We start from the raw sequence: 21,926 nt of genomic DNA, 5'->3' as shown, positions 1-21,926 counted from the left end.
CCTGAATTCCGCTGCCTGCTTTCGGAGTTGACCACCTTGTACAAGCTTCTGTTCGACCTCGTCTTCAAGCGGATGGACCCCGAGAAGGCGCACCACCTCGCCTTCTTCTGGATCCGGCTCGCCTCCTCGGTGCCCGGCCTGCGCACCCTGGTGCGGCTGGTCCTCGCCCCGCGTGACCGGGCGCTGCACACCCGGGCCCTCGGCCTCGACCTGCCCGGCCCGTTCGGCCTCGCGGCCGGCTTCGACAAGAACGGCGTCGGCATCGACGGCCTGGCCATGCTCGGCTTCGACTACGTCGAGATCGGCACCATCACCGGCGAGCCCCAGCCCGGCAACCCGACCCCCCGGCTGTTCCGCCTGGTCGAGGACCGCGCGCTGATCAACCGGATGGGCTTCAACAACCAGGGCTCGGCCCGGGTCGCCGCCCGACTGGCCGCCCGCCCGCACACCAGCTCCACCCCGGTGATCGGCGTCAACATCGGCAAGACCAAGGTGGTCGAGGAGGCCGACGCCGTCGCCGACTACGTCAAGTCCACCGAGCGGCTGGCCAAGTACGCCGACTACCTGGTGGTCAACGTCAGCTCGCCGAACACCCCCGGGCTGCGCAACCTGCAGGCCGTCGACCACCTGCGCCCGCTGCTGGCCGCCGTCCGCGAGGCCGCCGACCGCACCACCGCGCACCACGTGCCGCTGCTGGTCAAGATCGCGCCCGATCTGGCCGACGAGGACGTCGACGCGGTCGCCGACCTCGCCCTGGAGCTGGGCCTGGACGGCATCATCGCCACCAACACCACGATCGGCCGCGAGGGCCTGCAGACCGACGCCGGGCGGGTCGAGGAGATCGGCATGGGCGGCCTGTCCGGTGCCCCGCTCAAGGCCCGCGCGCTGGAGGTGCTGCAGCGGCTGCGCGCCCGCACCGGGGACCGGCTGACGCTGGTCTCGGTCGGCGGCGTGGAGACCGCCGAGGACGCCTGGCAGCGGATCATCCACGGTGCCGACCTGGTCCAGGGCTACAGCGCCTTCATCTACGAGGGTCCGTTCTGGTGCCGCCGGATCCACCGGGGCCTCTCCGCCCGGGTCCGCGCGGCGGGCTTCCGCGACCTGGCGGCGGCCGTCGGCAGCGCCGTGCGCAGCTCGTGACCTCCGCTCATTGATACCGGCCTGATCGGTTCCGGAAATCCTGGAAAGGACGACATGACCCTCGCCCCGTTCGGCGCCCGCCTGCGCCACGCCCTCGACATCCGAGGCCAACTCTGCGTCGGCATCGACCCGCACGCCTCCCTGCTCGCCGCCTGGGGGCTCGGCGACGACCTCGCCGGGCTGGAGACCTTCAGCCGCACCGTGGTCGAGGCGCTGGCCGACCGGGTGGCCGTGCTCAAGCCGCAGGCCGCCTTCTTCGAGCGCTTCGGCAGCAAGGGCGTCGCAGTGCTGGAGAGGACCGTCGAGGAGGCCCGGGCGGCCGGTGCGCTGGTCCTGATGGACGCCAAGCGCGGCGACATCGGCTCCACGATGGCCGCCTACGCGGAGGCCTTCCTGTCGCCCGCGAGCCCGCTGTTCTCGGACGCCGTGACGGTCAGCCCGTACCTGGGCTTCGGCTCGCTGCGCCCGGCCCTGGACCTGGCCCGCGAGCAGGGCTGCGGCGTGTTCGCGCTGGCGCTCACCTCCAACCCGGAGGGCGCCGAGGTGCAGCGCGCGGTCGGCGCGGACGGCGAGTCGGTCGCGGCGACGGTGCTGCGGCACCTCGCGGCCGAGAACGGGGACGCCGCGCCGCTGGGCTCCTTCGGCGCGGTGGTCGGCGCGACGCTGGCCGACGCGGGCGTGGAGCTGGCCGTCAACGGCCCGCTGCTGGCCCCCGGGATCGGCGCCCAGGGCGCGACCATGGCGGACCTGCCGCGGGTGTTCGGCGCCTCGGTGATCAACGTGGTGCCGAGCGTCAGCCGGGACGTGCTCAAGCACGGCCCCTCGGTGGCCGCGCTGCGCGAGGCGGCGGACCGCTTCGTGGGCGAGTTCGCGGACGCCGTCAAGTAGCCCTGCGGCCAGCCGTCAAGTGGCGGAGCGTGTCCGGCGGATGTCGGCAGCCCGTCGTCGGGTAGCCGGACGGTGACCGTCCGCAGTGTCCGCAGGACGGCGCGGCGGCACCGGAGTTGACGTGAGCGCCGTCACATCGACCCCGCCAAAGTTTCGCAATCGCGGTCATTTTGCCCTGGAAAGTCCTGGTCGGCCTTGGCTGACCAGGACTTTTCGTGTTCTTTTCCTGACGTGGCGCCGCAATGCGGGTAGTGTCCGGCGATAGGTCACCGGCGAGCCGCGAAACTCGTAGCTCCCGCAGGTCAGGGCCCTGTGGTTCCCCATTGGGCTCCCCTTGCGGACGGTGTCCTGCGTACCGAACCAGTCATAGCTCAATCCCTTCCTTCCACACCCTGAGGTGAACGGCGTGGCTCTTCCGCCCCTTACCCCTGAACAGCGCACCGCCGCGCTCGCCAAGGCCGCCGAGGCTCGCCGGGAGCGCGCCGAGGTCAAGAACCGGCTCAAGCACTCCGGCGCCTCCCTGCACGAGGTGATCAAGGCCGGCAAGAACGACAACGACGTCATCGGCAAGATGAAGGTCTCGGCCCTGCTGGAGTCCCTTCCGGGCGTCGGCAAGGTCCGTGCCAAGCAGATCATGGAGCGCCTCGGCATCAGCGAGAGCCGGCGCGTCCGGGGTCTCGGCACGAACCAGATCGCTTCCCTGGAGCGGGAGTTCGGCGGTGGCGCCGCCTGACCGTGCCCCCGTGGTCCCGGGATCGTCCGCGATCCGGGATAATCGGTGCATGAGTGAGCGTCCGCGGCTGACCGTGCTCTCCGGCCCCTCGGGGGTCGGCAAGAGCACGGTCGTCGCTCATATGAGGAAGATGTACCCCGAGGTCTGGCTCTCGGTGTCGGCGACGACCCGCCACCCGAGGCCGGGCGAGAAGAACGGGGTCCAGTACCACTTCGTCGACAACGACGAGTTCGACAAGCTGATCGCCAACGGTGAGTTGCTGGAGTGGGCCGAGTTCGCCGGGAACCGCTACGGCACCCCGCGTGCGGCGGTGCTGGAGAAGCTGGAGCGCGGCGAGCCCGTCCTGCTGGAGATCGATCTGCAGGGCGCGCGCCAGGTCCGCGAGTCGATGCCGGAGGCCCAGCTGGTCTTCCTGGCCCCGCCGAGCTGGGACGAGCTGGTCCGGCGGCTGACCGGCCGGGGCACCGAGCCGCAGGACGTGATCGAGAAGCGTCTGGAGGCCGCGAAGGTCGAGCTCGCGGCCGAGCCCGAGTTCGACACGAGCCTTGTCAACACCTCCGTCGAGCAGGTAGCGGCCGAACTGCTAGCCTTGCTCGGTGTAGCCTGACCTGTCTGTCTTTTCCACCCTTTCGGAAGGTTTTAGCGTGTCCTCTTCCATGACCGCGCCCGAGGGCATCATCAACCCGCCGATCGACGAGCTGCTCGAGGCCACCGACTCCAAGTACAGCCTCGTGATCTACGCCGCCAAGCGCGCGCGCCAGATCAACGCGTACTACTCCCAGCTCGGCGAGGGCCTGCTGGAGTACGTCGGCCCGCTGGTCGACACCCACGTGCACGAGAAGCCGCTGTCGATCGCGCTGCGCGAGATCAACGCGGGCATGCTGACCGCCGAGGCGGTCGAGGCTGCCTGAGGCAGTCCCGTACTTTTCCGGAAGGGCCCGGCGGAATCGTTTCCGCCGGGCCCTTCGGTGTTTCCGCTGGGGGTGGGGCACCGTGCGGGTGGCAGCTGAGGGGCCGTAGGGTGGGCGGGTTCCAGACGAGGAGGAGAGCGGGATCATGAGTGCGACTTCGGACCGGACCGGGGCGGACGCCCCCCGCGTCGTCCTGGGCGTCAGCGGCGGGATCGCCGCCTACAAGTCCTGCGAGCTGCTGCGCCGGTTCACCGAGTCCGGCCACCAGGTCACCGTGGTGCCGACCGCCGCGGCGCTGCACTTCGTCGGCGAGGCCACCTGGGCCGCGCTGTCCGGCCGCCCGGCCGCGACCGAGACCTGGGAGCGTGTGCACGAGGTGCCGCACGTGCGGATCGGGCAGCAGGCCGACCTGGTGGTGGTCGCCCCCGCCACCGCCGACCTGATCGCCAAGGCCGCCCACGGGCTGGCCGACGACCTGCTGACCAACACCCTGCTCACCGCCCGCTGCCCGGTCGTGCTGGCGCCCGCCATGCACACCGAGATGTGGGAGCACCCCGCCACCCAGGACAACGTCTCCACCCTGCGCCGCCGGGGCGTGATCGTGCTGGAGCCCGCCGTCGGGCGGCTGACCGGCAAGGACACCGGCAAGGGGCGGCTGCCCGAGCCGTCCGCGGTCTTCGACGCCTGCCGGGCCGTGCTGCGCCGCGCCGGGGCGGTCCCGGCCGACCTGGCCGGGCGGCACGTGGTGGTCTCGGCCGGCGGCACCCGGGAGCCGCTGGACCCGGTGCGCTACCTGGGCAACCGCTCCTCCGGCAAGCAGGGCTACGCGCTCGCCGTAACCGCCGCGGCGCGCGGGGCCCGGGTGACCCTGGTCTCGGCCAACGCCGAGCTGCCCGACCCGGCCGGGGTGGACGTGGTGCACGTCGGGACGGCGCTGGAGCTGCGCGAGGCGGCGCTGAAGGCGGCCGAGGACGCGGACGCCGTGGTGATGGCCGCGGCGGTGGCGGACTTCCGGCCGGCCGAGTACGCCACCGGCAAGATCAAGAAGGTCGAGGGGGTCGAGCCGGCGCCGGTCGCCCTCGTCCGCAACCCGGACGTCCTGGCCGAGCTGTCGGCCCACCGCCCCCGTTCGGGCCAACTGGTCGTGGGTTTCGCGGCGGAGACCGACGACGTGCTCGCCAACGGTCGCGCCAAGCTCGCCCGCAAGGGCTGTGACCTGCTGGTGGTGAACGAGGTCGGCAACGGCAAGGCCTTCGGCACGGACGTCAACGAGGCCGTCGTTCTGGGCTCGGACGGCAGTGAGACGCCGATTCCGGTGGGCCCCAAGGAGGCCCTGGCGGACGTGATCTGGGACCTGATCGCGGAGCGTCTCGAATCGATCGGTGACTGATCGAATCCCGATCGAGAACGGTCTTGATTCTTGGAAGCGGGTGACGTTCGGCGGAAGCAGACCGTTAGACTCCAGGAATCAAGTCTTTCCGGATGTCCCCGGTTCGCCGGGGGCCTTCAGTCAGCAGCCGCTGCAACCCCAGGGAGCGCTGTGTCTCGCCGCCTGTTCACCTCGGAGTCCGTGACCGAGGGACACCCCGACAAGATCGCTGACCAGATCAGCGACACCATCCTTGACGCTCTCCTCCGGGAGGACCCGACGTCCCGGGTCGCCGTGGAGACGCTCATCACCACCGGCCAGGTGCACGTGGCCGGCGAGGTGACCACCAAGGCGTACGCGCCGATCGCCCAGCTCGTCCGGGACAAGATCCTGGAGATCGGCTACGACAGCTCCAAGAAGGGCTTCGACGGCGCCTCCTGCGGCGTGTCGGTGTCCATCGGTGCGCAGTCGCCCGACATCGCGCAGGGCGTCGACACCGCGTACGAGGCCCGGGTCGAGGGTGCCTCCCAGGGGGACGACGCTGACGACCTGGACAAGCAGGGGGCCGGCGACCAGGGCCTGATGTTCGGCTACGCGTCCGACGAGACGCCCGAGCTGATGCCGCTGCCGATCACCCTGGCGCACCGCCTCTCCCGCCGCCTCACCGAGGTCCGCAAGAACGGGACCATCCCGTACCTGCGCCCCGACGGCAAGACCCAGGTCACCATCGAGTACGACGGTGACAAGGCCGTCCGCCTCGACACCGTGGTCGTCTCCACCCAGCACGCCAGCGACATCGACCTGGAGTCGCTGCTCACCCCGGACATCCGCGAGTTCGTCGTGGAGCCGGAGCTGCAGGCGCTGGCAGACCAGGGCATCAAGCTGGTCACCGAGGGTTACCGTCTGCTGGTCAACCCGACCGGCCGCTTCGAGATCGGCGGCCCGATGGGCGACGCCGGCCTCACCGGCCGCAAGATCATCATCGACACCTACGGCGGCATGGCCCGCCACGGCGGCGGCGCCTTCTCCGGCAAGGACCCGTCCAAGGTCGACCGCAGCGCCGCCTACGCCATGCGCTGGGTCGCCAAGAACATCGTCGCGGCCGGCCTGGCCCGCCGCGCCGAGGTGCAGGTCGCGTACGCGATCGGCAAGGCCGAGCCGGTCGGCCTGTTCGTCGAGACCTTCGGCACCGAGAGCGTTCCGGTGCTGAACATCCAGAAGGCCGTCTCCGAGGTCTTCGACCTGCGCCCGGCCGCGATCATCCGCGACCTGGACCTGCTGCGCCCGATCTACTCCCAGACCGCCGCGTACGGCCACTTCGGCCGTGAGCTGCCGGACTTCACCTGGGAGCGCACCGACCGGGTGGATGCCCTGAAGGCTGCCGTCCAGGACTGACGTCCCGGGTCTTGAAGTGGCGCCCGCCCCCTCGGGGGTGGGCGCCGCTCACGTTTGTGTACGCGGCTGATTTGTGCGCTGTGTCCGTGTGACCTGGTAGTACTGGGAGCGATGAGCAGCACAGGGGAGAACGGGGCCGCCGAGCCGGAGCAGCTGGCGTTCATCCGGGAGACGGTCAAGCGGGCCAAGCCCCGGACGTGGAAGGGCGCCAAACGGGCCGAGCACCTGCCGGTGGCCCGGGTCGTGGTGGACAAGGGCGTGCTCACCATCGACAAGTTCTTCGACTACGAGGTCCCGGCCGCCATGTCCGAGGACGCGCAGCCGGGCGTCCGAGTGCGGGTGCGCTTCGGGGCGCGGGTGGTGAAGGGCCAGCGCGAGGGCGGGGAGCTGCACGACGGGTTCATCGTCGCCAGGCTGGAGAAGAGCGACTTCCCCGGCCCGCTGGCCCCACTCGCCCAGGTGCTCTCGCCCGAACCGGTGCTCTCCCCGCAGCTGCTGCGGCTGTGCCGCACCGTCGCCGACCGGTACGCCGGGACGCTGGCCGATGTGCTGCAGCTGGCCGTACCGCCCCGGCACGCCAAGGCCGAGGCCGAACCCTCACCGTCGCCGTTGCCGCGCCCGCAGGCCCCGGCCCCGGGGGGCTGGCAGCGTTACCCGGCCGGGCCCGACTTCCTCGCCGCGCTGGCCGGTGGCGGGTCGCCGCGCGCGGTGTGGGCGGCCCTGCCGGGGCCCGGTTGGCCGTACGAGATCGCCCGGGCGGTGGCGGCGACGCTGGCCGGCGGGCGCGGCGCGCTGGTGGTGCTGCCGGACCGGCGGTCGGTGGCCCGGGTGGACCAGGCGCTGACCGAGCTGCTCGGGCCGGGGATGCACACGGCGCTGGAGGCCGAGCTCGGGCCGCGTGAGCGCTACCGGCGCTGGCTCGCGGTCAGCCGCGGCTCGGTGCACGCCGCGATCGGCACCCGGGCCACCATGTTCGCGCCGGTGCGCGACCTCGGGCTGGTGGTGGTCTGGTCCGACGGCGACGGCAGCCACAGCGATCCGCGCGCCCCGCATCCCCACGTGCGCGAGGTCGCGCTGCTGCGCGCGGCCGAGGAGGGCGCGGCGGTGCTGCTCGGCGGGCACGCGGTGACCGTGGAGGGCGCGCAGCTGGTCAGCACCGGTTGGGCGCGGCCGCTGGTCGCGGACCGGGAGACGGTGCGGCGGGTCGCGCCGAGGGTGCGCACCGTCACCGACCAGGACCAGCACCGGGACGCCGCCGCGCAGGCCGCCCGGCTGCCCTCGGTGGCCTGGGAGGCGGCCCGGGAGTCGCTGGCGGACGGGCATCCGGTGCTCATCCAGGTGCCCCGGCGCGGCTACGTGCCCCGGCTGGCCTGCGCACGCTGCCGCACCCCGGCCCGCTGCCGACGGTGCGAGGGGCCGCTGGAGGCGCCGTCGGCGGACGCCTCCCTGCAGTGCGGTTGGTGCGGGGAGCCGGAGAACGACTGGCACTGCCCCGAGTGTGGCTCCTTCCGGCTGCGGGCGCAGGTGGTCGGCGCCCGCCGCACGGCGGAGGAACTGGGCAAGGCGTTCCCGCGGATCCCGGTGCGGACCTCGGGGCGGGACGCGGTGCTGACCACCGTGCCGGACGAACCCTCGCTGGTGATCTCCACGCCGGGCGCGGAGCCGGTGGTCGAGGGCGGCTCCGGCTACGGGGCCGCACTGCTGCTGGACGGCTGGGCGCTGCTGAGCCGGCCCGACCTGCGGGCCGGGGAGGAGGCGCTGCGGCTCTGGCTGGCGGCGGCCGCGCTGGTCCGGCCCTCGACGGAGGGCGGGACGGTGGTGGTGGTCGCCGAGCCGTCGGCCCGCCCGGTGCAGGCGCTGGTGCGCTGGGACCCGCTGGGTCACGCCGGGCTGGAGCGGGACGAGCGGGCGCAGCTGCACTTCCCGCCGGTGTCGCGGATGGCCTCGGTGAGCGGGAGCCCGGCGGCGGTCACCGACCTGCTGAACCTGATCCGGTTGCCGGAAGGGGCGGACGTGCTCGGGCCGGTGCCGGTGCCCGCCCTGCGCGGGGAGGAGCAGGAGCGGGCGCTGCTGCGGGTGGCGCCCGGGCACGGGGCGGCGCTGGCGGCGGCGCTCAAGGCGGCGCAGATCGCCCGGATCGCGCTGCGGACGGCGGAGCCGGTGCGGGTGCGGGTGGATCCGACGGACATCGGCTGACGGTTCTCGGCGGGTCGGTGTCGTGGTCCTCGGCGGGCCGGTCTCGTGGTTCTCGGCGGGTCGGTCCGGCGGCTCCAGCAGGGCCGGTGGGGCGGGGTGAGTGGGCCACCCCGCCCCGGGTGGCCCGGGCGTGCGGAGTCCGGTCAGCCGCGCAGGGGGATGCCGGTGCGGTCGATGGGGGTGCGCTCGATGGGGGTGCGCTCGATGGGGGTGCGCTCGATCGGGGTCCGGTCCACCGGGGTGCGGTCCAGCGGAACACGGTCGAGGGCGGCGCGGTCCAGGCCGCCCTGCCGGGCGGCGGGGACGGTGGCGGCCAGGCCGCCGCGTTCGGCGGGGGCGGGCAGGTCCTCGGAGCGGTCCGGGCGGCTCGGGCCCGGGACGGCGCCGCTGGCGGCGAGGAGTTCGCTGGTCGGGCGGCGCATGCCGTAACGGCGGTGCACGGCCTGCTTGGTGACCCCGAGGGCGGAGCCCACCGAGTCCCAGGAGAAGCCCAGCGCCCGGTCGAACTCGACCGCCGCCGCGACCAGGGTCTCCACGCTCTCCCGCAGCTCCTGCGCCAGGCGCACGGTCGGCGCGGGCGCCCGTCCGTACACCACGAAACCGGCCGAGGTGCTGGGTCGGCGCGGTCGGTAGACGTTGCCCAACTGGGCGGTGAGCGTCCGCAGCGCGTCGACCTGGCGCCTCACCCGCTCGATGTCCCGCACCAGCAGGTGCAGGCTCGCCCGCGCCCGGGCGTCGTGATTGATCTGCTCGGCCATGGCCTACGTGCCACCTTCCGTACGGTTCATCGGCCGGAGCGCGGTGTCCCGTGCGCCCGGCCCCGGTCAATCTCTCTTGACCAACGCCGAAGCGGGGGCCGGGGTAACGCGGCTCGGCAGACTCGGGATACGCCGGAGACCGACGCGGCTGTCCCAGGACGGCCCGGCGGATCGCCCGGGAGGGTTGCATAGACTTGCGCTGAACCAGTCGTTGCCCGTAGCCCGTGCCTTTGCGGACAGGAGCCCGTACCCCGTGGCGATCCAGCCGATCCGTCTCTTCGGAGACTCCGTCCTGCGGGCCACCGCCCAGCCGGTGACCACCTTCGACAAAGAACTGCGCAACCTGGTCAGCGACCTCACCGACACCATGCTCGACGCCCCCGGCGCCGGCCTGGCCGCGCCCCAACTCGGCGTCTCACTGCGGGTGTTCACTTACCACGTGGACGGCGTCACCGGGCACCTGATCAATCCCGACCTGTCGCTGAGCGAGGAGGAGCAGGACGGCCCCGAGGGTTGCCTCTCACTGCCCGGCCTGCGCTATGACACCAAGCGGGCGTACGGCGTGGTGGCCAAGGGCTTCAACATGTACGGCGATCCGGTCACGCTGGAGGGCACCCAGCTGCTCGCCCGGTGCATCCAGCACGAGACCGACCACCTGGACGGCATCATCTTCATCGACCGGCTCGACCGGGCGCAGCGCAAGGCCGCGCTCAAGGCGATCCGGGAGACGGACTGGGGCGGCGGGCCGGCACCGGTCGTCAAGGTGTCGCCGCACAGCACCTTCGGCGCTGCCCGCTGACCGTCCGGCCTGGCTCGCCGATGCTCCGGCCCGGCTCGCTGGTCTTCGTTGGCTTCCTGAACTTCCGTTTGTAGAAAGGCACTTGATGCGTCTCGTCTTCGCCGGCACCCCCGAGGTCGCCGTTCCCGCCCTGGAGGCGCTGCTCGCCTCCGACCGGCACGAGGTCGTCGCGGTGGTCACCCGCCCCGACGCCCCCGCCGGGCGCGGCCGCAAGCTGGTCGCCAGCCCCGTCGCCCAGCGCGCCGAGGAGGCCGGGATCGAGGTCCTCAAGCCGGTGAAGCCCAGCGACCCGGAGTTCGTCGCCCGGCTCACCGAACTCGCCCCCGACTGTTGCCCGGTGGTCGCCTACGGCGCGCTGCTGCGCCCCGGCGCCCTGGAGATCCCCGCGCACGGCTGGGTCAACCTGCACTTCTCGCTGCTGCCCGCCTGGCGCGGCGCGGCCCCGGTCCAGCACGCGGTGCTGGCCGGCGACGAGGTCACCGGCGCGTCCACCTTCCTGATCGAGCAGGGCCTGGACTCCGGCCCGGTCTACGGCGTGATCACCGAGGAGATCCGCCCGGGCGACACCAGCGGCGAACTGCTCACCCGGCTCTCGAACTCCGGCGCGCGGCTGCTCGCGGCCACCATGGACGGCATCGAGGACGGCTCGCTGCAGGCCGTGCCGCAGCCGGCCGAGGGCGTCACGCTCGCGCCGAAGATCAGCGTCGAGGACGCGCGGATCGACTGGAACCACCCCGCGCTGCGGATCGACCGGGTGGTGCGCGGCTGCGCTCCGGCGCCGGGGGCGTGGACGGAGTTCCGGGGCGAGCGGCTGAAGGTCACCGGGCCGGTCAAGCTGCTGCCGACCTCGACCGAACTGGCGCCGGGCGAGGTCGCGATGGTCGGCAAGAACAGCGTGCGGGTCGGCACCGGCAGCCACGACATCGAGCTCGGGGAGGTGCGTCCGCAGGGGAAGAAGGAGATGCGGGCCGCCGACTGGGCGCGCGGGGCGCGGCTGGAGGCGGGGGAGCGGCTCGGGCTCCCGGCCGGCGCGTAGGGCTGATGGGCGCCGAGGGGGATATCGTGGGCGTGATAACCACCGAAGCACTTTGAGGCACCTGTGACCACCCCCAGCGCCAAGCGCGCCCCCCGCCCGCACCGTCGGCCGAAGAAGGACCCGGCCCGGACCGTCGCGTTCCGCGCGCTGCGCGCCGTCGACGAGCGCGACGCGTACGCCAACCTGATCCTGCCCTCGCTGCTCCGCGAGGCCGAGCAGAAGGGCATGGACCGGCGCGACGCCGCCCTCGCCACCGAGCTGGTCTACGGCACCCTGCGACTGCAGGGCACCTACGACGCGATCATCGCCGCCTGCATCGACCGGCCGCTGAGCAAGGTCGACCCGCCGGTACTGGACGTGCTCTCGCTCGGCGCCCATCAGCTGCTCACCACCCGCATCCCCAGCCACGCGGCCGTGTCGGCGACCGTGGAGCTGGCCCGGGTGGTGCTCGGCGACGGCAAGGCCAAGTTCGTCAACGCCGTGCTGCGCCGGATCAGCGCCCACGACCTGGACGCCTGGATCGAGCAGGTCGCCCCGCCGTACGACCAGGACGCCGAGGACCACCTCGCGGTCGTGCACTCGCACCCGCGCTGGGTCGTCTCCGCGCTCTGGGACTCGCTCGGCCGCTGGCAGCCGGACGCCTCCGGGCGCAGCGCCGTGGAGGAACTGCTGCGGGCCGACAACGAGCGGCCCGAGGTCACCCTGGTCGCCCGCCCCGGCCGGGTCACCGTCGGCGAGCTGGCCGACGCGCTGCCCGAGGCCGAGCCCGGCCGCTGGTCCCCGTTCGCGCTGCGGCTCGCCGAGGGCGGCGACCCGGGCTCGCTGACCGCCGTCCGGGAGAACCGGGCGGGCGTGCAGGACGAGGGCAGCCAGCTGGTGGCGCTGGCGCTGGCTTCGGCACCGGTGGAGGGCCCGGACCGGCTCTGGCTGGACGGCTGCGCCGGGCCGGGCGGCAAGGCCGCGCTGCTCGGCGCACTCGCCGCCGAGCGGGGTGCGGCGCTGGTCGCGAGCGAGAAGCAGCCGCACCGGGCCCGGTTGGTGGCGCGGGCGCTGGAGGGCAACCCCGGTCCGTACACGGTGATCGCGGCGGACGGGACGCGCCCGGCCTGGCGCTCCGGGGGCTTCGACCGGGTCCTGGTGGACGTGCCGTGCTCCGGCCTGGGCGCGCTGCGCCGCCGTCCGGAGGCACGCTGGCGGCGCCGGCCGGCCGATGTCGCGGCCTTCGGGCCGCTGCAGCGGGACCTGCTGCGCTCGGCGATCGACGCCACCCGGGTCGGCGGCGTGGTCGGCTACGCGACCTGCTCGCCGCACCTGGCGGAGACCCGTGCGGTGGTCGATGACGTGCTGCGCGCCGAGGGCGGCCGGGTCGAGTGGATCGACGCGCGGCCGCTGCTGCCGGGTGTCCCGGCGCTCGGCGACGGGCCGGACGTCCAGTTGTGGCCGCACCTGCACGGGACGGACGCGATGTACCTGGCGCTGCTGCGGCGGACGGCCTGAGGCCGTAGCGGCGGCCTGTATCTCCCGTACCTGTATCTCCCGTACCCGCGTCTCCCGTACTTGCATCTCCCGTAGGGGGAGGCGCCAGGGTGGTGGCCGTGAACGGCGACGCGCGCTACCTGATCGGTGACCTGGCCCGGCTGACCGGGCTGACGGTGAAGACCGTCCGGTTCTACTCGGACCAGGGGCTGGTGTCGCCGGCCGACCGCAACCCGGCCGGCCACCGGCGGTACGGCGCGGACGCCGTCGCCCGCCTGGAACTGGTGCGCACCCTGCGCGAGCTCGGGCTCGGGCTGCCGGTGATCCGGCAGGTGCTGGAGCGCGAGCTCGCGCTGTCCGACGTCGCGGCGGCGCACGCCGAGGCGCTGGACGTCCAGATCCGGGTGCTGCGGCTGCGGCGGGCGGTGCTGGGCGCGGTGGCCGGGCACGGGTCCACCACGGAGGAGTTGACGCTCGTGCACCAGCTGGCCCGGTTGACGGGGGAGGAACGGCGGCGCCTGGTCGGGGAGTTCCTGGCCGAGGTGTTCGGGTCGGACGGTCGTTTCGCCGGGGTGGCTCGGTCGCTGACGCCGGAGCTGCCGGAGGACGCCTCGGCCGAACAGATCGAGGCCTGGGTGGAGTTGGCGCGGTTGGCGGCGGACGCCGGGTTCCGCGAGCTGCTGCGCGGGCTGGCGGCCGACGAGGCGGCGGAAAGCGGTACGGGCGGCCTGCCCCGGCCCGGACTGGCCGTACTGGTGCGGGAGTTGGCCGGGCCGGCGGTTGCGGCGGGGGTGGTGCCCACGTCGCCTGAGGCGGCTGGGGTGGTTGCCGAGCTGTTGGAGCGGTACGCCGGGATGCTGGATGCCACGGCGGTGGCGGTGGGCGGTTCGGTGCGCGCCCGGCTGCTGGCGCGGCTGCGGGCCATGGGGGATCCGCGGCGGGAGCGGTACGTGGAGCTGCTGGCCGTGGTCAACGGGTGGGCCGCACCCCGGAGTTCGGCGCGGGTGCTGGACTGGGCGGTGCGGGCCCTACGCCTGTAGTGGGCGCGGGCAGTTGGTGAGGAAGGCGTGGGCCTGGGCGCGGAGGTGGTCGACCGGCGGGTCCTCGCAGATGACCTCCAGGCCGAGTCCGGTGGCCTGGCCCCGGTGGTAGTAGGACTGGTAGGCGAGGTACGGGCGGTGGTCGTCGGTCGGGTCGAGGCCGACGGCGAAGGTCGCGAAGTGGAACCGCTCGTTCTCGGTGCGCTCGAACTCCGTTCGGGAGAGTTGCCATTCGAACTCGTAGGGTTCGGGTTCGTCGGGCAGGTCGAGGAGGGTCTGGGCGAGTCGGCGGACCTCGTCCGGGTCGGCGAAGGGGAGTGACTCGGACCAGAGCGGTGCGGCGGCGTACAGCAGCCAGCTGCTGCCGTTGTGGCTGACGGTCAGTGCCCACTCGCCGTCCTGGTCGTGCCAGCGGCAGCTGAGGATCGGGTCCATGGTGCTCAACCTCCCTGTGGAGCGCGGCCGTTCTGCCCCCGTTCCCTCATCGTGGCACATCGGGCGGGTTGTCGGAGCAGGGCGTGACCGGTCCTCGGGTGCCTTGCCGGGCTTCCTGCGGCGGGCGGTAGCCGAGCACGGTGACCTCGTGCTCGGCGAGCGGACGGCGGGCATCGGGCCGGTTTCCGCCGGCGGAAGGGGTGGGCACGCGGGGATTCTCCGGTCAGTCCGCGGTGGGGTGCCAGGGGCGGTCGGGGCGGGTCGGGACCGGGGAGGAGGTGAGGCGCAGCGCGTACACCTCGCGGTCGTCGGTCGGGTGCGGGACGGGGCCGAGGTACTCGTGGCCGGTCAGGTGGCACCAGGCGGGCAGGTCGAGCGGGGCGGCGGGGTCGGTGGTGTGGATGTGGACCACCGCGGCGGCCGGGAGGTGGGCGATCCGGGCGCGCAGGCGGAGCAGGAGTTGGACGCAGAGCAGGCCGGTGCCGTCGACGGTGAGGCTGGGGACGGAGATGGGAGTGGTCCCGCTGCGGTCGTGCGTCATGTGCTGTCCCTTGAGCCGGTCCGGGTCGGTGGTGCGTGTCCAGCCTAGGCGCAATGCTGGTGACTTAACAGCGATCGCGAGCCGCTGACCTGTGGCGATGCTTCGAGCAGAGGGCCGCGGCAGAACGCAAAGTCACCGGCATTGAGCCTAGGCGTGCGGGGTGGGACCGGCGGGTGGGGGGGGGTGAGGGGAGGGAGGGGGCCCGGTTCGGAGAGAAGGCTCGGGTTCCGGCTTCCGGGGGCGGGCCGGTCAGCGGTTGAGGGGTGCGAGCAGGGTGGTGAGGGTGGTGAGGTCGTCGGCGGGCCACTGGGCGAAGACCTCGCCCGCGACCTGGCGGGCGGTGGTCAGCATCTCGGTGAGGCGTTCGCGGCCGGTGGCCGTCAGGGCGGCGTAGGCGACGCGGGCGTCGCGTGGGGCGGGCTCGCGGGTGACCAGGCCGATGCGCTCCAGCGGGGCCAGGCCGCGGGTGACGCCGGAGGCGGTGAGGCCGAGCGCCTCGGCGAGGTCGACCCGGCGCATCCGGCCGCCGGGGGCTTCGCTGAGGCGCAGCAGCATCGTGAAATCGGAGAGGCTGACGCCGTGCAGGCCGCTGAGGCCGGCGTCGAAGCGTTTGACGACGGACGCTTGGGCGCGGACCAGGCGCAGGGCGGTTTCCAGTGGGTCGGGTGTTGTGGGCTCTGTCATTGCCACCTCCTTGACTACTCAAGTATATGCCCGTGCGGAGCCGTCAAGGAGGTGGCGGAGGGGGGAGGGGGTCCGGTCAGTGGGCGGCGTTGACGGCGCGGCGCTGACGCTTGCCGAGCGGGGCCTGGGAGAGGTCCTCGGCCTGGGAACGGAGGTTCTTGAAGCCGAAGCCGCGGCTCGTCAGCCAGATCTGCGCCGCCTGCTCGGCCCGCTCGGTGGCCTCCAGGATGTCCTCCTCGGCCTCGCCCTCGTCGAGGAAGCGGAAGGTGAAGGCGGCGCGCGCGGAGAGGTCGTAGCTGAGGTGGCCCTCGCGGGTGAAGGCGGCGCGCAGCACGTCGTGTTCGGGCGCGGCGGCCAGGAGTTCGGCGCGCTGCTCGTCAGTGAGGCCGTCGAAGACGCCGCGCACCATGACGCGGAAGGTTCGGGTAGTCATCCCCCGACGATAGGCAGGAAGGGCGGTGGGCCGCCAATGCGATTTCGGTGGGCCCTGCTGCCGGGCGGTTCTGTACGGTCCCGATGCCGGGCCGGTTCTGTGCGGCCCCGCCGTCGGGCCGGGCGGCGGGGGCCGGGGTGCCGCCGGTGGTGCCGACGGCTGCACAGGCATGCTCGTGGACTGGGCCCGCGACACCCTCCGCCTGACATTGGAGATCGTCAAACGCACCGACGTGTCGGGGTCCGTGATGCTGCCGCGCAGGTGGGTGGTGGAGCGCACGTTGAGCTGGCTGATGCGCACGCGCCGTCTGGTGCGCGACTACGAGATGCTGCCCGCAGTCCATGAGCAGATGGTGCTGTGGTCGATGACGATGCTCATGACGCGCCGGCTGGCCCGTTCGCGAGCCCCTCCACCTACGGGACGACCCGACGGCTCCAGCCTGCCTCGCCAACCCCGACATCATGTCTGACCTGCGGTAGCAAGCCCATCAAGTTCGGTACGAAAACGGCGTCTTACCTTGAGTTTTAACCTCTGCCTCGGTCAGCTATTGGCTGGTCGAGGCAGCTGAGAGAGACCGCACGGAGTGCCAGCTCTCAATTTTCATGCGACACACCGAGGTCGTGACGCATAGCGGTTCGCATGGTTCGGAGCATGTCCCAGACCTCATACTGGGACTGGGCCGCGGTCTCCGTCGTTTCGCCTGGTCCGGGGGCACCGCGTTCGAGGCGCTTGACCTGACCGTAGACCTTGGTCAGGGCTTTGTTGACGGCACTCGCTTTCATGAGTACGTCTTCGGGGGCGATCATCTGTGCTTCGGAGTATCGATCGCGATGCGCGTTCTTCGCCTCGTCGAGTGCGTCCCTGTCGGCGTCCTCCGCGCCGCGTTCCCTTATGACGTGCAGGTGGCGGTTGAGTGCGGTGATGAACTGCCGGGCATCCCGGTTGAGTTCCACATAGCAGGTGCGTCGCAGTGAACGGTTCTCACGGATCTCTTCATGGTCACGAACGAGTTCTATTTCCCGGCGCTTTGCCCGCTCGGAGCCGAGTTGGGTGAGGAGTGATCCTCCCAGGGTTCCTGCGACGCCTGCCACCGCGATGATCACTGAGCTGAGATCCACCGACGTACTCCGCGAACTTCTTCGGCCTCGTGCCCGCTGCACATGGCCCAGGCCGTCAAGTTTGCCGTTCCTCGGTGCGCCGGGGTTTGGTGCCGGTCTTGTGGTGGGTGGGCCGCTGGTAGGGCCGGCCGGTGGCGAGGACTCGGCCCACGTCATGGCGGGTGGCGGGATGCCTGTTCTTCGAGCCCGGTGGCCGTCCTGGGCCGGGTCGGCCGGGTTTCGGTGCGCTGGTTGGTGAACCGGCCGCTGAACTTGATGTTTAACCTCGCAGATCACTCGACCTGCTGAGCTGTGGTTCTTCCCGGGACAGCGGAGGCGGCCGTCCCCGCCGGCACGGCGGCGTTCTCACCTTCGCCAAGCCCGACACCTGGCACCAGCCCGACGTCGCCACGGCCACGGACACCACCCGCTACGGCAAGGCCGAGGCGATCGCCTGGGACCGTATGCACCCCAGACTCACCCACCGTGGCCCCTGGCTGGAACATGCGGAAGAGGAACTGCCCGTCCTGCACGGCGCGTTGATCCGTCTCAAGGTCGAGCGCCTGCCGGGTGACCGCGACCCGAAACCGGTCTGGCTGTGGTGCTCGGCCACCGCCGCCACACCCGCAGACGTGGACCGCTGGTGGCAGTCGTTCCTCCGCAGATTCGACCTGGAGCACCCGTTCAGGCTGATGAAGCAGACGCTCGGCTGGACCGCCCCGAAGGTCCGCCACGCGGATACCGCCGACCTGTGGACCTGGCTGATCATCGCCGCCCACACCCAGCTCCGCCTCGCCCGATCCCTCGCCGAGGACCTCCGCCGCCCATGGGAGCAACCGGCGGCCGAACCCCGCCGCCTCACCCCCGCCCGAGTGCGGCGCGGGTTTCGCAACATCCGCGTGACGGTGGCTGGCCTGCCCGGCGGCCGCGCCGAAACGGTCCCGGCCGGGCCCGGGACGACCTCCCGGCTCGAGGAACAAGCATCGGGCCACACGTCACAACGTCGGAAAGACGGTCAAACGCGCCGAGTCGATTAAGGAACACCAAGCCCAGCGACCATAAATGCCAAGCTTACTGCTTCTCGATGCTGATGATCTGTCCGCTGCGCCCGAGACCGGCGACCCGGTCCGCGAGCACGATGGCGGTGCGCAGGTCGTTGCGGGACCGGTGGAGGGCGATGGCCGTGTCCTGGTGGTGTGCGGCTTCGTCGTGGCGGTGGTGGCGGGTGAGGAAGGCGGCGTACTGGGCGTGGGCCTGGCCGAGCAGGAAGTGGTCGCCGGTGTCGGAGCTGAGGTCGAGAAGTTCGCGCCAGGTGGTCTCGGCCTCGCTGGTGCGGCCCAGGCCGTCCAGGGCGAGGGCTTCAAAGAGGATCGAGCCGCGGGCCTGCTGGGTGAGCGGCCGGTCGGCGAGCAGCTTGCGGGCGCGGCGGGCGCGTTGCAGGGTCTGGCCGGGTGGGGCGGTGGTGAGCTGGGCGACGCACAGGCGCAGCAGGACGAATGCCTCCAGCCACTGGTCGCCGCTGGTGAGGGCCGAGTCGAGGGCTTCGGTGAGGCACTGGTCGCCGAGGTGGGGGCGGTTGAGGTCGTGGTGGATGCCGCCGAGGATGCCGAGGGTGATGATGCGGTGTGGGTTGCGCGGGGGGTGGATGTCCAGGGCGCGTTGCAGGTGGGGCAGGGCTTCGGTGGGGCGGTGGAGCTGGCCCAGGACGATGCCGAGTTGGGTGTGGGCGAGGGCGGGGGCGGTGGGGTCGGTGGACTGTTCGGCGGTGCGTAGGCCGGTGGTGGCGATTTCGAGCCAGGCGCTCTGGTCGGTGCAGATGTAGTAGCCGCAGGCGTTGTTGGTCAGTTGCCAGGCGTGGTCGAAGTCGCCGGCGCGGGTGCGGGCGTCGATCAGGGCGCGGATGGCGGGTGCTTCGGGTGCCCACCAGGAGAGGGCTGCGCGGATGTCCGTGAGGCGGGGCAGGGCGATGGGTCTGGTGGAGTGGGGTTGGTACAGGTAGGGGGTATCGCCGAAGATCTGCGTGGTGGCGGCGCTGGTGGCGGCGAGGTAGTAGTCGACGAGCCGGCGGATGGCCGCTTCCCGTTCCAGGTCCGTCACCTCCTCCTCCAGCAGATGACGGGCGTGCAGGCGGGTGAGGTCGTGGGCCTGGAAGCGGCCCGGGTAGGGCTCGGCGAGCAGGTGCAGGTCGGCGAGCGCGGCCAGTGCCGTTTTGGCGGTGGTGAGCGGGGTGTCGAGGAGGGCGGCGGCGATGTGGGGGTCGTTTTGGGCGCCGGGGTGGAGGGCGAGCAGGGGCAGCAGGCGGGCGGCGGTGTCAGGCAGGAGACGACGGCTGAGGTCGAGTTCGCGCTGCACGCTGAGCTTTGCGCCGATCTCCAAGGTGGTCAGGCGGGTGTGCTCCTCGTCTAGTTCTTCGACCAGGTCGGCGACCGACCAGGCGGGTCGCACGGTCAGGCGGGCCAGCGCGATCGACAGGGCGAGGGGCAGGTGGTCGCACAGCTCGGCCAGGCGGCGTGCGGCGCTGGGGTCGGCCAGGGCCCGGGCGTCGCCCAGACGGGCGCGCAGCAGTTCGTGTGCGGCTGTGGGCGTGAGTGTCCCGACGGGGACGAAGGCGGCGTGGTGGGCGGTGACCAGTTCGGTCAGGGCGTGACGGGAGACGGCCACGGTCAGGGACGGCCCGGCGTGCGGCAGCATGGGTGCGATGTCGTCGGCGCGGGCGACGTTGTCCCAGATCACCAGCACGCGGCGTTCGCCCGTGTGTCTGCGGAACGAGGTCGCGCGCGCGGCGGGGTCGGCGGGGATCTGGTGGTCCGGCATCCCGAGGGCGCGCAGGAGGGTGTGCAGGAGGTGGGAGGTGTCGGCCGGGCCGTCGGGGTCGAAGCCTCGTAGGTCCGCGTACAGGACGCCGTCGGGATAGCGGTCGGCCACGGCGTGGGCCCAGGCCACGGTCAGGGTGGTCTTGCCGCTGCCCGCCGGGCCCGCTACTACCGCCACCCGCTGCGGGGGTTGGTTGTGCCCGGGCGGGGTCGACAGTGCCTCAAGCCGGTCCCACTGCTCCGGCCGTGCCACGAAGGCGGCCGCCGGGCGCGGAAGCGGTGCGGTGCCCGGTGCGTGACCGCTGGTCGGGGCGGGGCCGGGCGCTATCCGGGTGGCGTCGTCTGGGGGCGAGTTGCCGACGGTCGGCGCACCGCTCGTGCCCGCGGGGCCGGGGATGGGGGAGAGTGCGAGGGTGGGGTCGGCGCGCAGTATCCGCCCGTACAGATCCCGCAGTCCGGGCCCGGGGTCGACACCGAGTCCCTCCGCGAGGTGGCGGCGGGCCGCGTGGTAGGTGCCGATCGCCTCACTCTGCCGGCCGCATCGGTACAGGGCGAGCATCAGCAGCTCCCGCAGGTGCTCGTGCAGCGGGTGTCGGGCCACCAGCTCCTCCAGTGGGCCGACCAGTTGCGCGTGCCGCCCCAGGTCAAGCCCCACCCCGACGCGCTGATGCTCGGCGGCCAGCACGAGCTCGGCCAGCCGAATCCGCTGGATCTCCGCGAACGGGCCCGGAAGCCCCGCCAACACCTCTCCCCGTGGCAGCGCGAGCGCCCGCTCCAGCTGGTCGGCGGCGTGCTCCGGTCGGCCGCCCGCGCGAGCGCGGCCGGCCGACGCGAGCAGGCCCTCGAAGACGTGCAGGTCGAGCGTGCTGGGCTCAAGGCCCAGGGTGTGGCCTGCCACCGTCGACACCAGCGGGCTCCCACCGTCCGGGGCGGTGAGGATCGCGCGCAGCCGTGCCACGAGCGTGCGCAGGTGCACGGCGGCCGAGGAGGGCACCGGCTCCCCCCACACCGCCTTCAGCAGCCCGTTGCGGCTCACCTGGTGCCCGGTACTGAGCAGCAGCGCGGCGAGCACCGCCTGCTGCTGCGGACGCCCCAACTCCAGCGGGACATCCGCATGCCAGGCCCGCATCGGCCCCAGCACCGCGAACCGCCATCCGGCTGCCCTCCCCGGCTCCGGCATCCCCACACACCCCACGACCTGTACACATCATCCACCCCGGCCAGGGCACCGTACCGTCCACCGCGCACCCACACCCAATCACCGCGCACATGCCCCGTGGGCACCGCGTGTGCGGCGCCGGCGATGCCTCGTGTGCGCCGCTTGTGCGGTCATGTGTGCGCGTCCACCGGCAGTCTTCTCACGGCGAAGCCCGCCACTCGGGCGTACGCCGGCAGCCGGCGCGGCGCACCACGGCGGCAGTGTGCTGCGTTGCCCCACAGCTCACGCAGTCGGCGGCGCTCACGTGGCCACCGACGCCGCGGACCGCAAGCCGCGGGCTCACCGCCTTCCCCGCGCCCCGACCGGGGCTCCGGCACTCCAGTGCGCACCACCAGTTAGGTAGATCCTCGATCGTGAAATCTCACAGCAAGCGCGTGCTTGGCATCATCGCCATGACCGGCGCGGCAGTGCTCGCCATCCCCGCTGCCGCGAGCGCTTCCTCCATCGACGGCGGCAGTCTCGGCTCCGGTGGCGGCCTCGGCTCGGGCAGCGGCGATTCCGGCAGCAGCGGCGGCGGTTCCGCCCACAGCGGCGGCTCCGGCAGCAGCGGCGGTTCCGCCCACGGCGGCGGCTCCGGCAGCAGCGGCGGCGGTCCGGCTCACAGCGGCGGCTCCGGCAGCAGCGGCGGCGGTTCCGCCCACGGCGGCGGCGGCTCCGGTGGCGGCCTCGGCTCGGGCAGCGGCGACGGCTCCGCCCTGGGTGGTGGCTCTGCCGCCGGCGACGGCGGCGGCCTCGGCGGCTCTGGCAGCAGCGGCGGCGGTTCCGGCAATGGCGGTTCCGCTCACGGCGGCGGCCCTGGCAACGGTGGTTCGGCTCACGGCGGCTCCGGTGGTGGTGGGGGTCTCGGCGGCGGTTCCGGTCACGGCGGCAATGGTGGCGGTTCTGCTCACGGCGGTGGCCCCGGTAACGGTGGCGGCTCCGGCGGCGGTTCCGGCGGCGGCTCTGGCAATGGCGGTTCGGCTC

The 21,926-nt window shown here is 72.7% G+C and carries 21 protein-coding genes and 3 pseudogenes; 15 read left to right on the top strand and 9 right to left on the bottom strand.

Features of this window, described 5'->3' with window-relative positions; translation table 11 throughout:
• Nucleotides 1–36 precede the first annotated feature (36 nt).
• From ABZW30_RS32995 to ABZW30_RS32960, 8 genes are all read left to right on the top strand, one after another.
• Entirely contained in the window at nucleotides 37–1,140 is a 1,104-nt protein-coding gene (locus ABZW30_RS32995) for a quinone-dependent dihydroorotate dehydrogenase (RefSeq protein WP_355674899.1), read from the top strand.
• A 54-nt stretch (nucleotides 1,141–1,194) separates the two neighbouring features.
• Entirely contained in the window at nucleotides 1,195–2,028 is an 834-nt protein-coding gene (pyrF, locus tag ABZW30_RS32990) for an orotidine-5'-phosphate decarboxylase (protein WP_355674898.1), read from the top strand.
• Nucleotides 2,029–2,434: 406 nt separating this feature from the next.
• The gene (mihF, locus tag ABZW30_RS32985; RefSeq protein WP_030290269.1) at nucleotides 2,435–2,761 is read left to right on the top strand and encodes an integration host factor, actinobacterial type; all 327 of its coding nucleotides are present in this window, start codon (nucleotides 2,435–2,437) and stop codon (nucleotides 2,759–2,761) included.
• A 49-nt stretch (nucleotides 2,762–2,810) separates the two neighbouring features.
• Nucleotides 2,811–3,368: a guanylate kinase gene (gene gmk, locus ABZW30_RS32980; RefSeq protein ID WP_355674897.1), complete on the top strand. Its 558-nt coding sequence runs from the start codon at nucleotides 2,811–2,813 to the stop codon at nucleotides 3,366–3,368.
• A 37-nt stretch (nucleotides 3,369–3,405) separates the two neighbouring features.
• Complete coding sequence (rpoZ, locus tag ABZW30_RS32975; RefSeq protein WP_030056185.1) at nucleotides 3,406–3,672, top strand: DNA-directed RNA polymerase subunit omega; 267 nt, start codon at nucleotides 3,406–3,408, stop codon at nucleotides 3,670–3,672.
• 145 nt (nucleotides 3,673–3,817) lie between these two features.
• Entirely contained in the window at nucleotides 3,818–5,062 is a 1,245-nt protein-coding gene (coaBC, locus tag ABZW30_RS32970; protein WP_355674896.1) for a bifunctional phosphopantothenoylcysteine decarboxylase/phosphopantothenate--cysteine ligase CoaBC, read from the top strand.
• Between the two features lie 150 nt (nucleotides 5,063–5,212).
• Nucleotides 5,213–6,436: a methionine adenosyltransferase gene (metK, locus tag ABZW30_RS32965; protein ID WP_355674895.1), complete on the top strand. Its 1,224-nt coding sequence runs from the start codon at nucleotides 5,213–5,215 to the stop codon at nucleotides 6,434–6,436.
• 111 nt (nucleotides 6,437–6,547) lie between these two features.
• A complete protein-coding gene (locus tag ABZW30_RS32960) occupies nucleotides 6,548–8,632 on the top strand; it encodes a primosomal protein N' (protein ID WP_355674894.1) in 2,085 nt (694 codons plus the stop codon).
• 143 nt (nucleotides 8,633–8,775) lie between these two features.
• On the opposite strand, the gene ABZW30_RS32955 is transcribed toward ABZW30_RS32960, so the two are convergent.
• Entirely contained in the window at nucleotides 8,776–9,390 is a 615-nt protein-coding gene (locus tag ABZW30_RS32955; protein ID WP_355674893.1) for a hypothetical protein, read from the bottom strand.
• A gap of 253 nt (nucleotides 9,391–9,643) precedes the next feature.
• Here ABZW30_RS32955 and def point away from each other — a divergent pair, with 253 nt between their 5' ends.
• From def to ABZW30_RS32935, 4 genes are all read left to right on the top strand, one after another.
• Entirely contained in the window at nucleotides 9,644–10,189 is a 546-nt protein-coding gene (gene def, locus ABZW30_RS32950) for a peptide deformylase (protein ID WP_355674892.1), read from the top strand.
• Nucleotides 10,190–10,274: 85 nt separating this feature from the next.
• Nucleotides 10,275–11,225 carry a methionyl-tRNA formyltransferase gene (gene fmt, locus ABZW30_RS32945; RefSeq protein WP_355674891.1) on the top strand — a complete coding sequence of 317 codons (951 nt, stop codon included), beginning with the start codon at nucleotides 10,275–10,277 and terminating at the stop codon, nucleotides 11,223–11,225.
• Nucleotides 11,226–11,288: 63 nt separating this feature from the next.
• Nucleotides 11,289–12,722: a transcription antitermination factor NusB gene (locus tag ABZW30_RS32940; protein ID WP_355674890.1), complete on the top strand. Its 1,434-nt coding sequence runs from the start codon at nucleotides 11,289–11,291 to the stop codon at nucleotides 12,720–12,722.
• A gap of 98 nt (nucleotides 12,723–12,820) precedes the next feature.
• The gene (locus ABZW30_RS32935) at nucleotides 12,821–13,741 is read left to right on the top strand and encodes a MerR family transcriptional regulator (RefSeq protein ID WP_355674889.1); all 921 of its coding nucleotides are present in this window, start codon (nucleotides 12,821–12,823) and stop codon (nucleotides 13,739–13,741) included.
• On the opposite strand, the gene ABZW30_RS32930 is transcribed toward ABZW30_RS32935, so the two are convergent.
• From ABZW30_RS32930 to ABZW30_RS32910, 5 genes are all read right to left on the bottom strand, one after another.
• Nucleotides 13,730–14,176 (bottom strand): hypothetical protein, encoded by a 447-nt coding sequence (locus ABZW30_RS32930; RefSeq protein WP_355674888.1) that lies wholly within the window; start codon nucleotides 14,174–14,176, stop codon nucleotides 13,730–13,732. The two genes, ABZW30_RS32935 and ABZW30_RS32930, sit on opposite strands and share 12 nt — an antisense overlap.
• A 46-nt stretch (nucleotides 14,177–14,222) precedes the next feature.
• Nucleotides 14,223–14,384, bottom strand: a complete 162-nt coding sequence (locus ABZW30_RS32925) for a hypothetical protein (RefSeq protein WP_355674887.1) — start codon at nucleotides 14,382–14,384, stop codon at nucleotides 14,223–14,225.
• 15 nt (nucleotides 14,385–14,399) lie between these two features.
• Complete coding sequence (locus ABZW30_RS32920; protein WP_355674886.1) at nucleotides 14,400–14,717, bottom strand: sulfurtransferase TusA family protein; 318 nt, start codon at nucleotides 14,715–14,717, stop codon at nucleotides 14,400–14,402.
• A gap of 249 nt (nucleotides 14,718–14,966) precedes the next feature.
• Entirely contained in the window at nucleotides 14,967–15,401 is a 435-nt protein-coding gene (locus tag ABZW30_RS32915; protein ID WP_355674885.1) for a MarR family transcriptional regulator, read from the bottom strand.
• A 76-nt stretch (nucleotides 15,402–15,477) separates the two neighbouring features.
• A complete protein-coding gene (locus tag ABZW30_RS32910) occupies nucleotides 15,478–15,834 on the bottom strand; it encodes a DUF6204 family protein (RefSeq protein WP_355674884.1) in 357 nt (118 codons plus the stop codon).
• A 205-nt stretch (nucleotides 15,835–16,039) separates the two neighbouring features.
• Here ABZW30_RS32910 and ABZW30_RS32905 point away from each other — a divergent pair.
• Nucleotides 16,040–16,303 (top strand): annotated as a pseudogene (locus ABZW30_RS32905) (transposase); the annotation flags it as partial.
• Between the two features lie 124 nt (nucleotides 16,304–16,427).
• Here ABZW30_RS32905 and ABZW30_RS32900 read toward each other — a convergent pair.
• Together ABZW30_RS32900 and ABZW30_RS32895 are read right to left on the bottom strand one after the other, a co-directional pair.
• Nucleotides 16,428–16,937 (bottom strand): hypothetical protein, encoded by a 510-nt coding sequence (locus tag ABZW30_RS32900; protein WP_355674883.1) that lies wholly within the window; start codon nucleotides 16,935–16,937, stop codon nucleotides 16,428–16,430.
• Nucleotides 16,938–17,007: 70 nt separating this feature from the next.
• Nucleotides 17,008–17,187 (bottom strand): annotated as a pseudogene (locus ABZW30_RS32895) (transposase); the annotation flags it as partial.
• A 79-nt stretch (nucleotides 17,188–17,266) separates the two neighbouring features.
• Between ABZW30_RS32895 and ABZW30_RS32890 the strand changes: the two are divergent.
• A pseudogene (locus ABZW30_RS32890) lies at nucleotides 17,267–17,993 on the top strand (transposase); the annotation flags it as partial.
• 9 nt (nucleotides 17,994–18,002) lie between these two features.
• Here the strand turns inward: ABZW30_RS32890 and ABZW30_RS32885 are convergent.
• Entirely contained in the window at nucleotides 18,003–20,924 is a 2,922-nt protein-coding gene (locus ABZW30_RS32885) for a BTAD domain-containing putative transcriptional regulator (protein WP_355674882.1), read from the bottom strand.
• 413 nt (nucleotides 20,925–21,337) lie between these two features.
• Between ABZW30_RS32885 and ABZW30_RS32880 the strand changes: the two genes are divergently transcribed.
• On the top strand, nucleotides 21,338–21,926 hold a 589-nt coding region (locus tag ABZW30_RS32880; protein ID WP_355674881.1), incomplete at its 3' end, for a hypothetical protein.

The organism is Kitasatospora sp. NPDC004669, assembly GCF_040609455.1.
Taxonomy (GTDB): Bacteria; Actinomycetota; Actinomycetes; order Streptomycetales; family Streptomycetaceae; genus Kitasatospora.
This window is presented reverse-complemented; position numbering and strand designations above follow the sequence as displayed.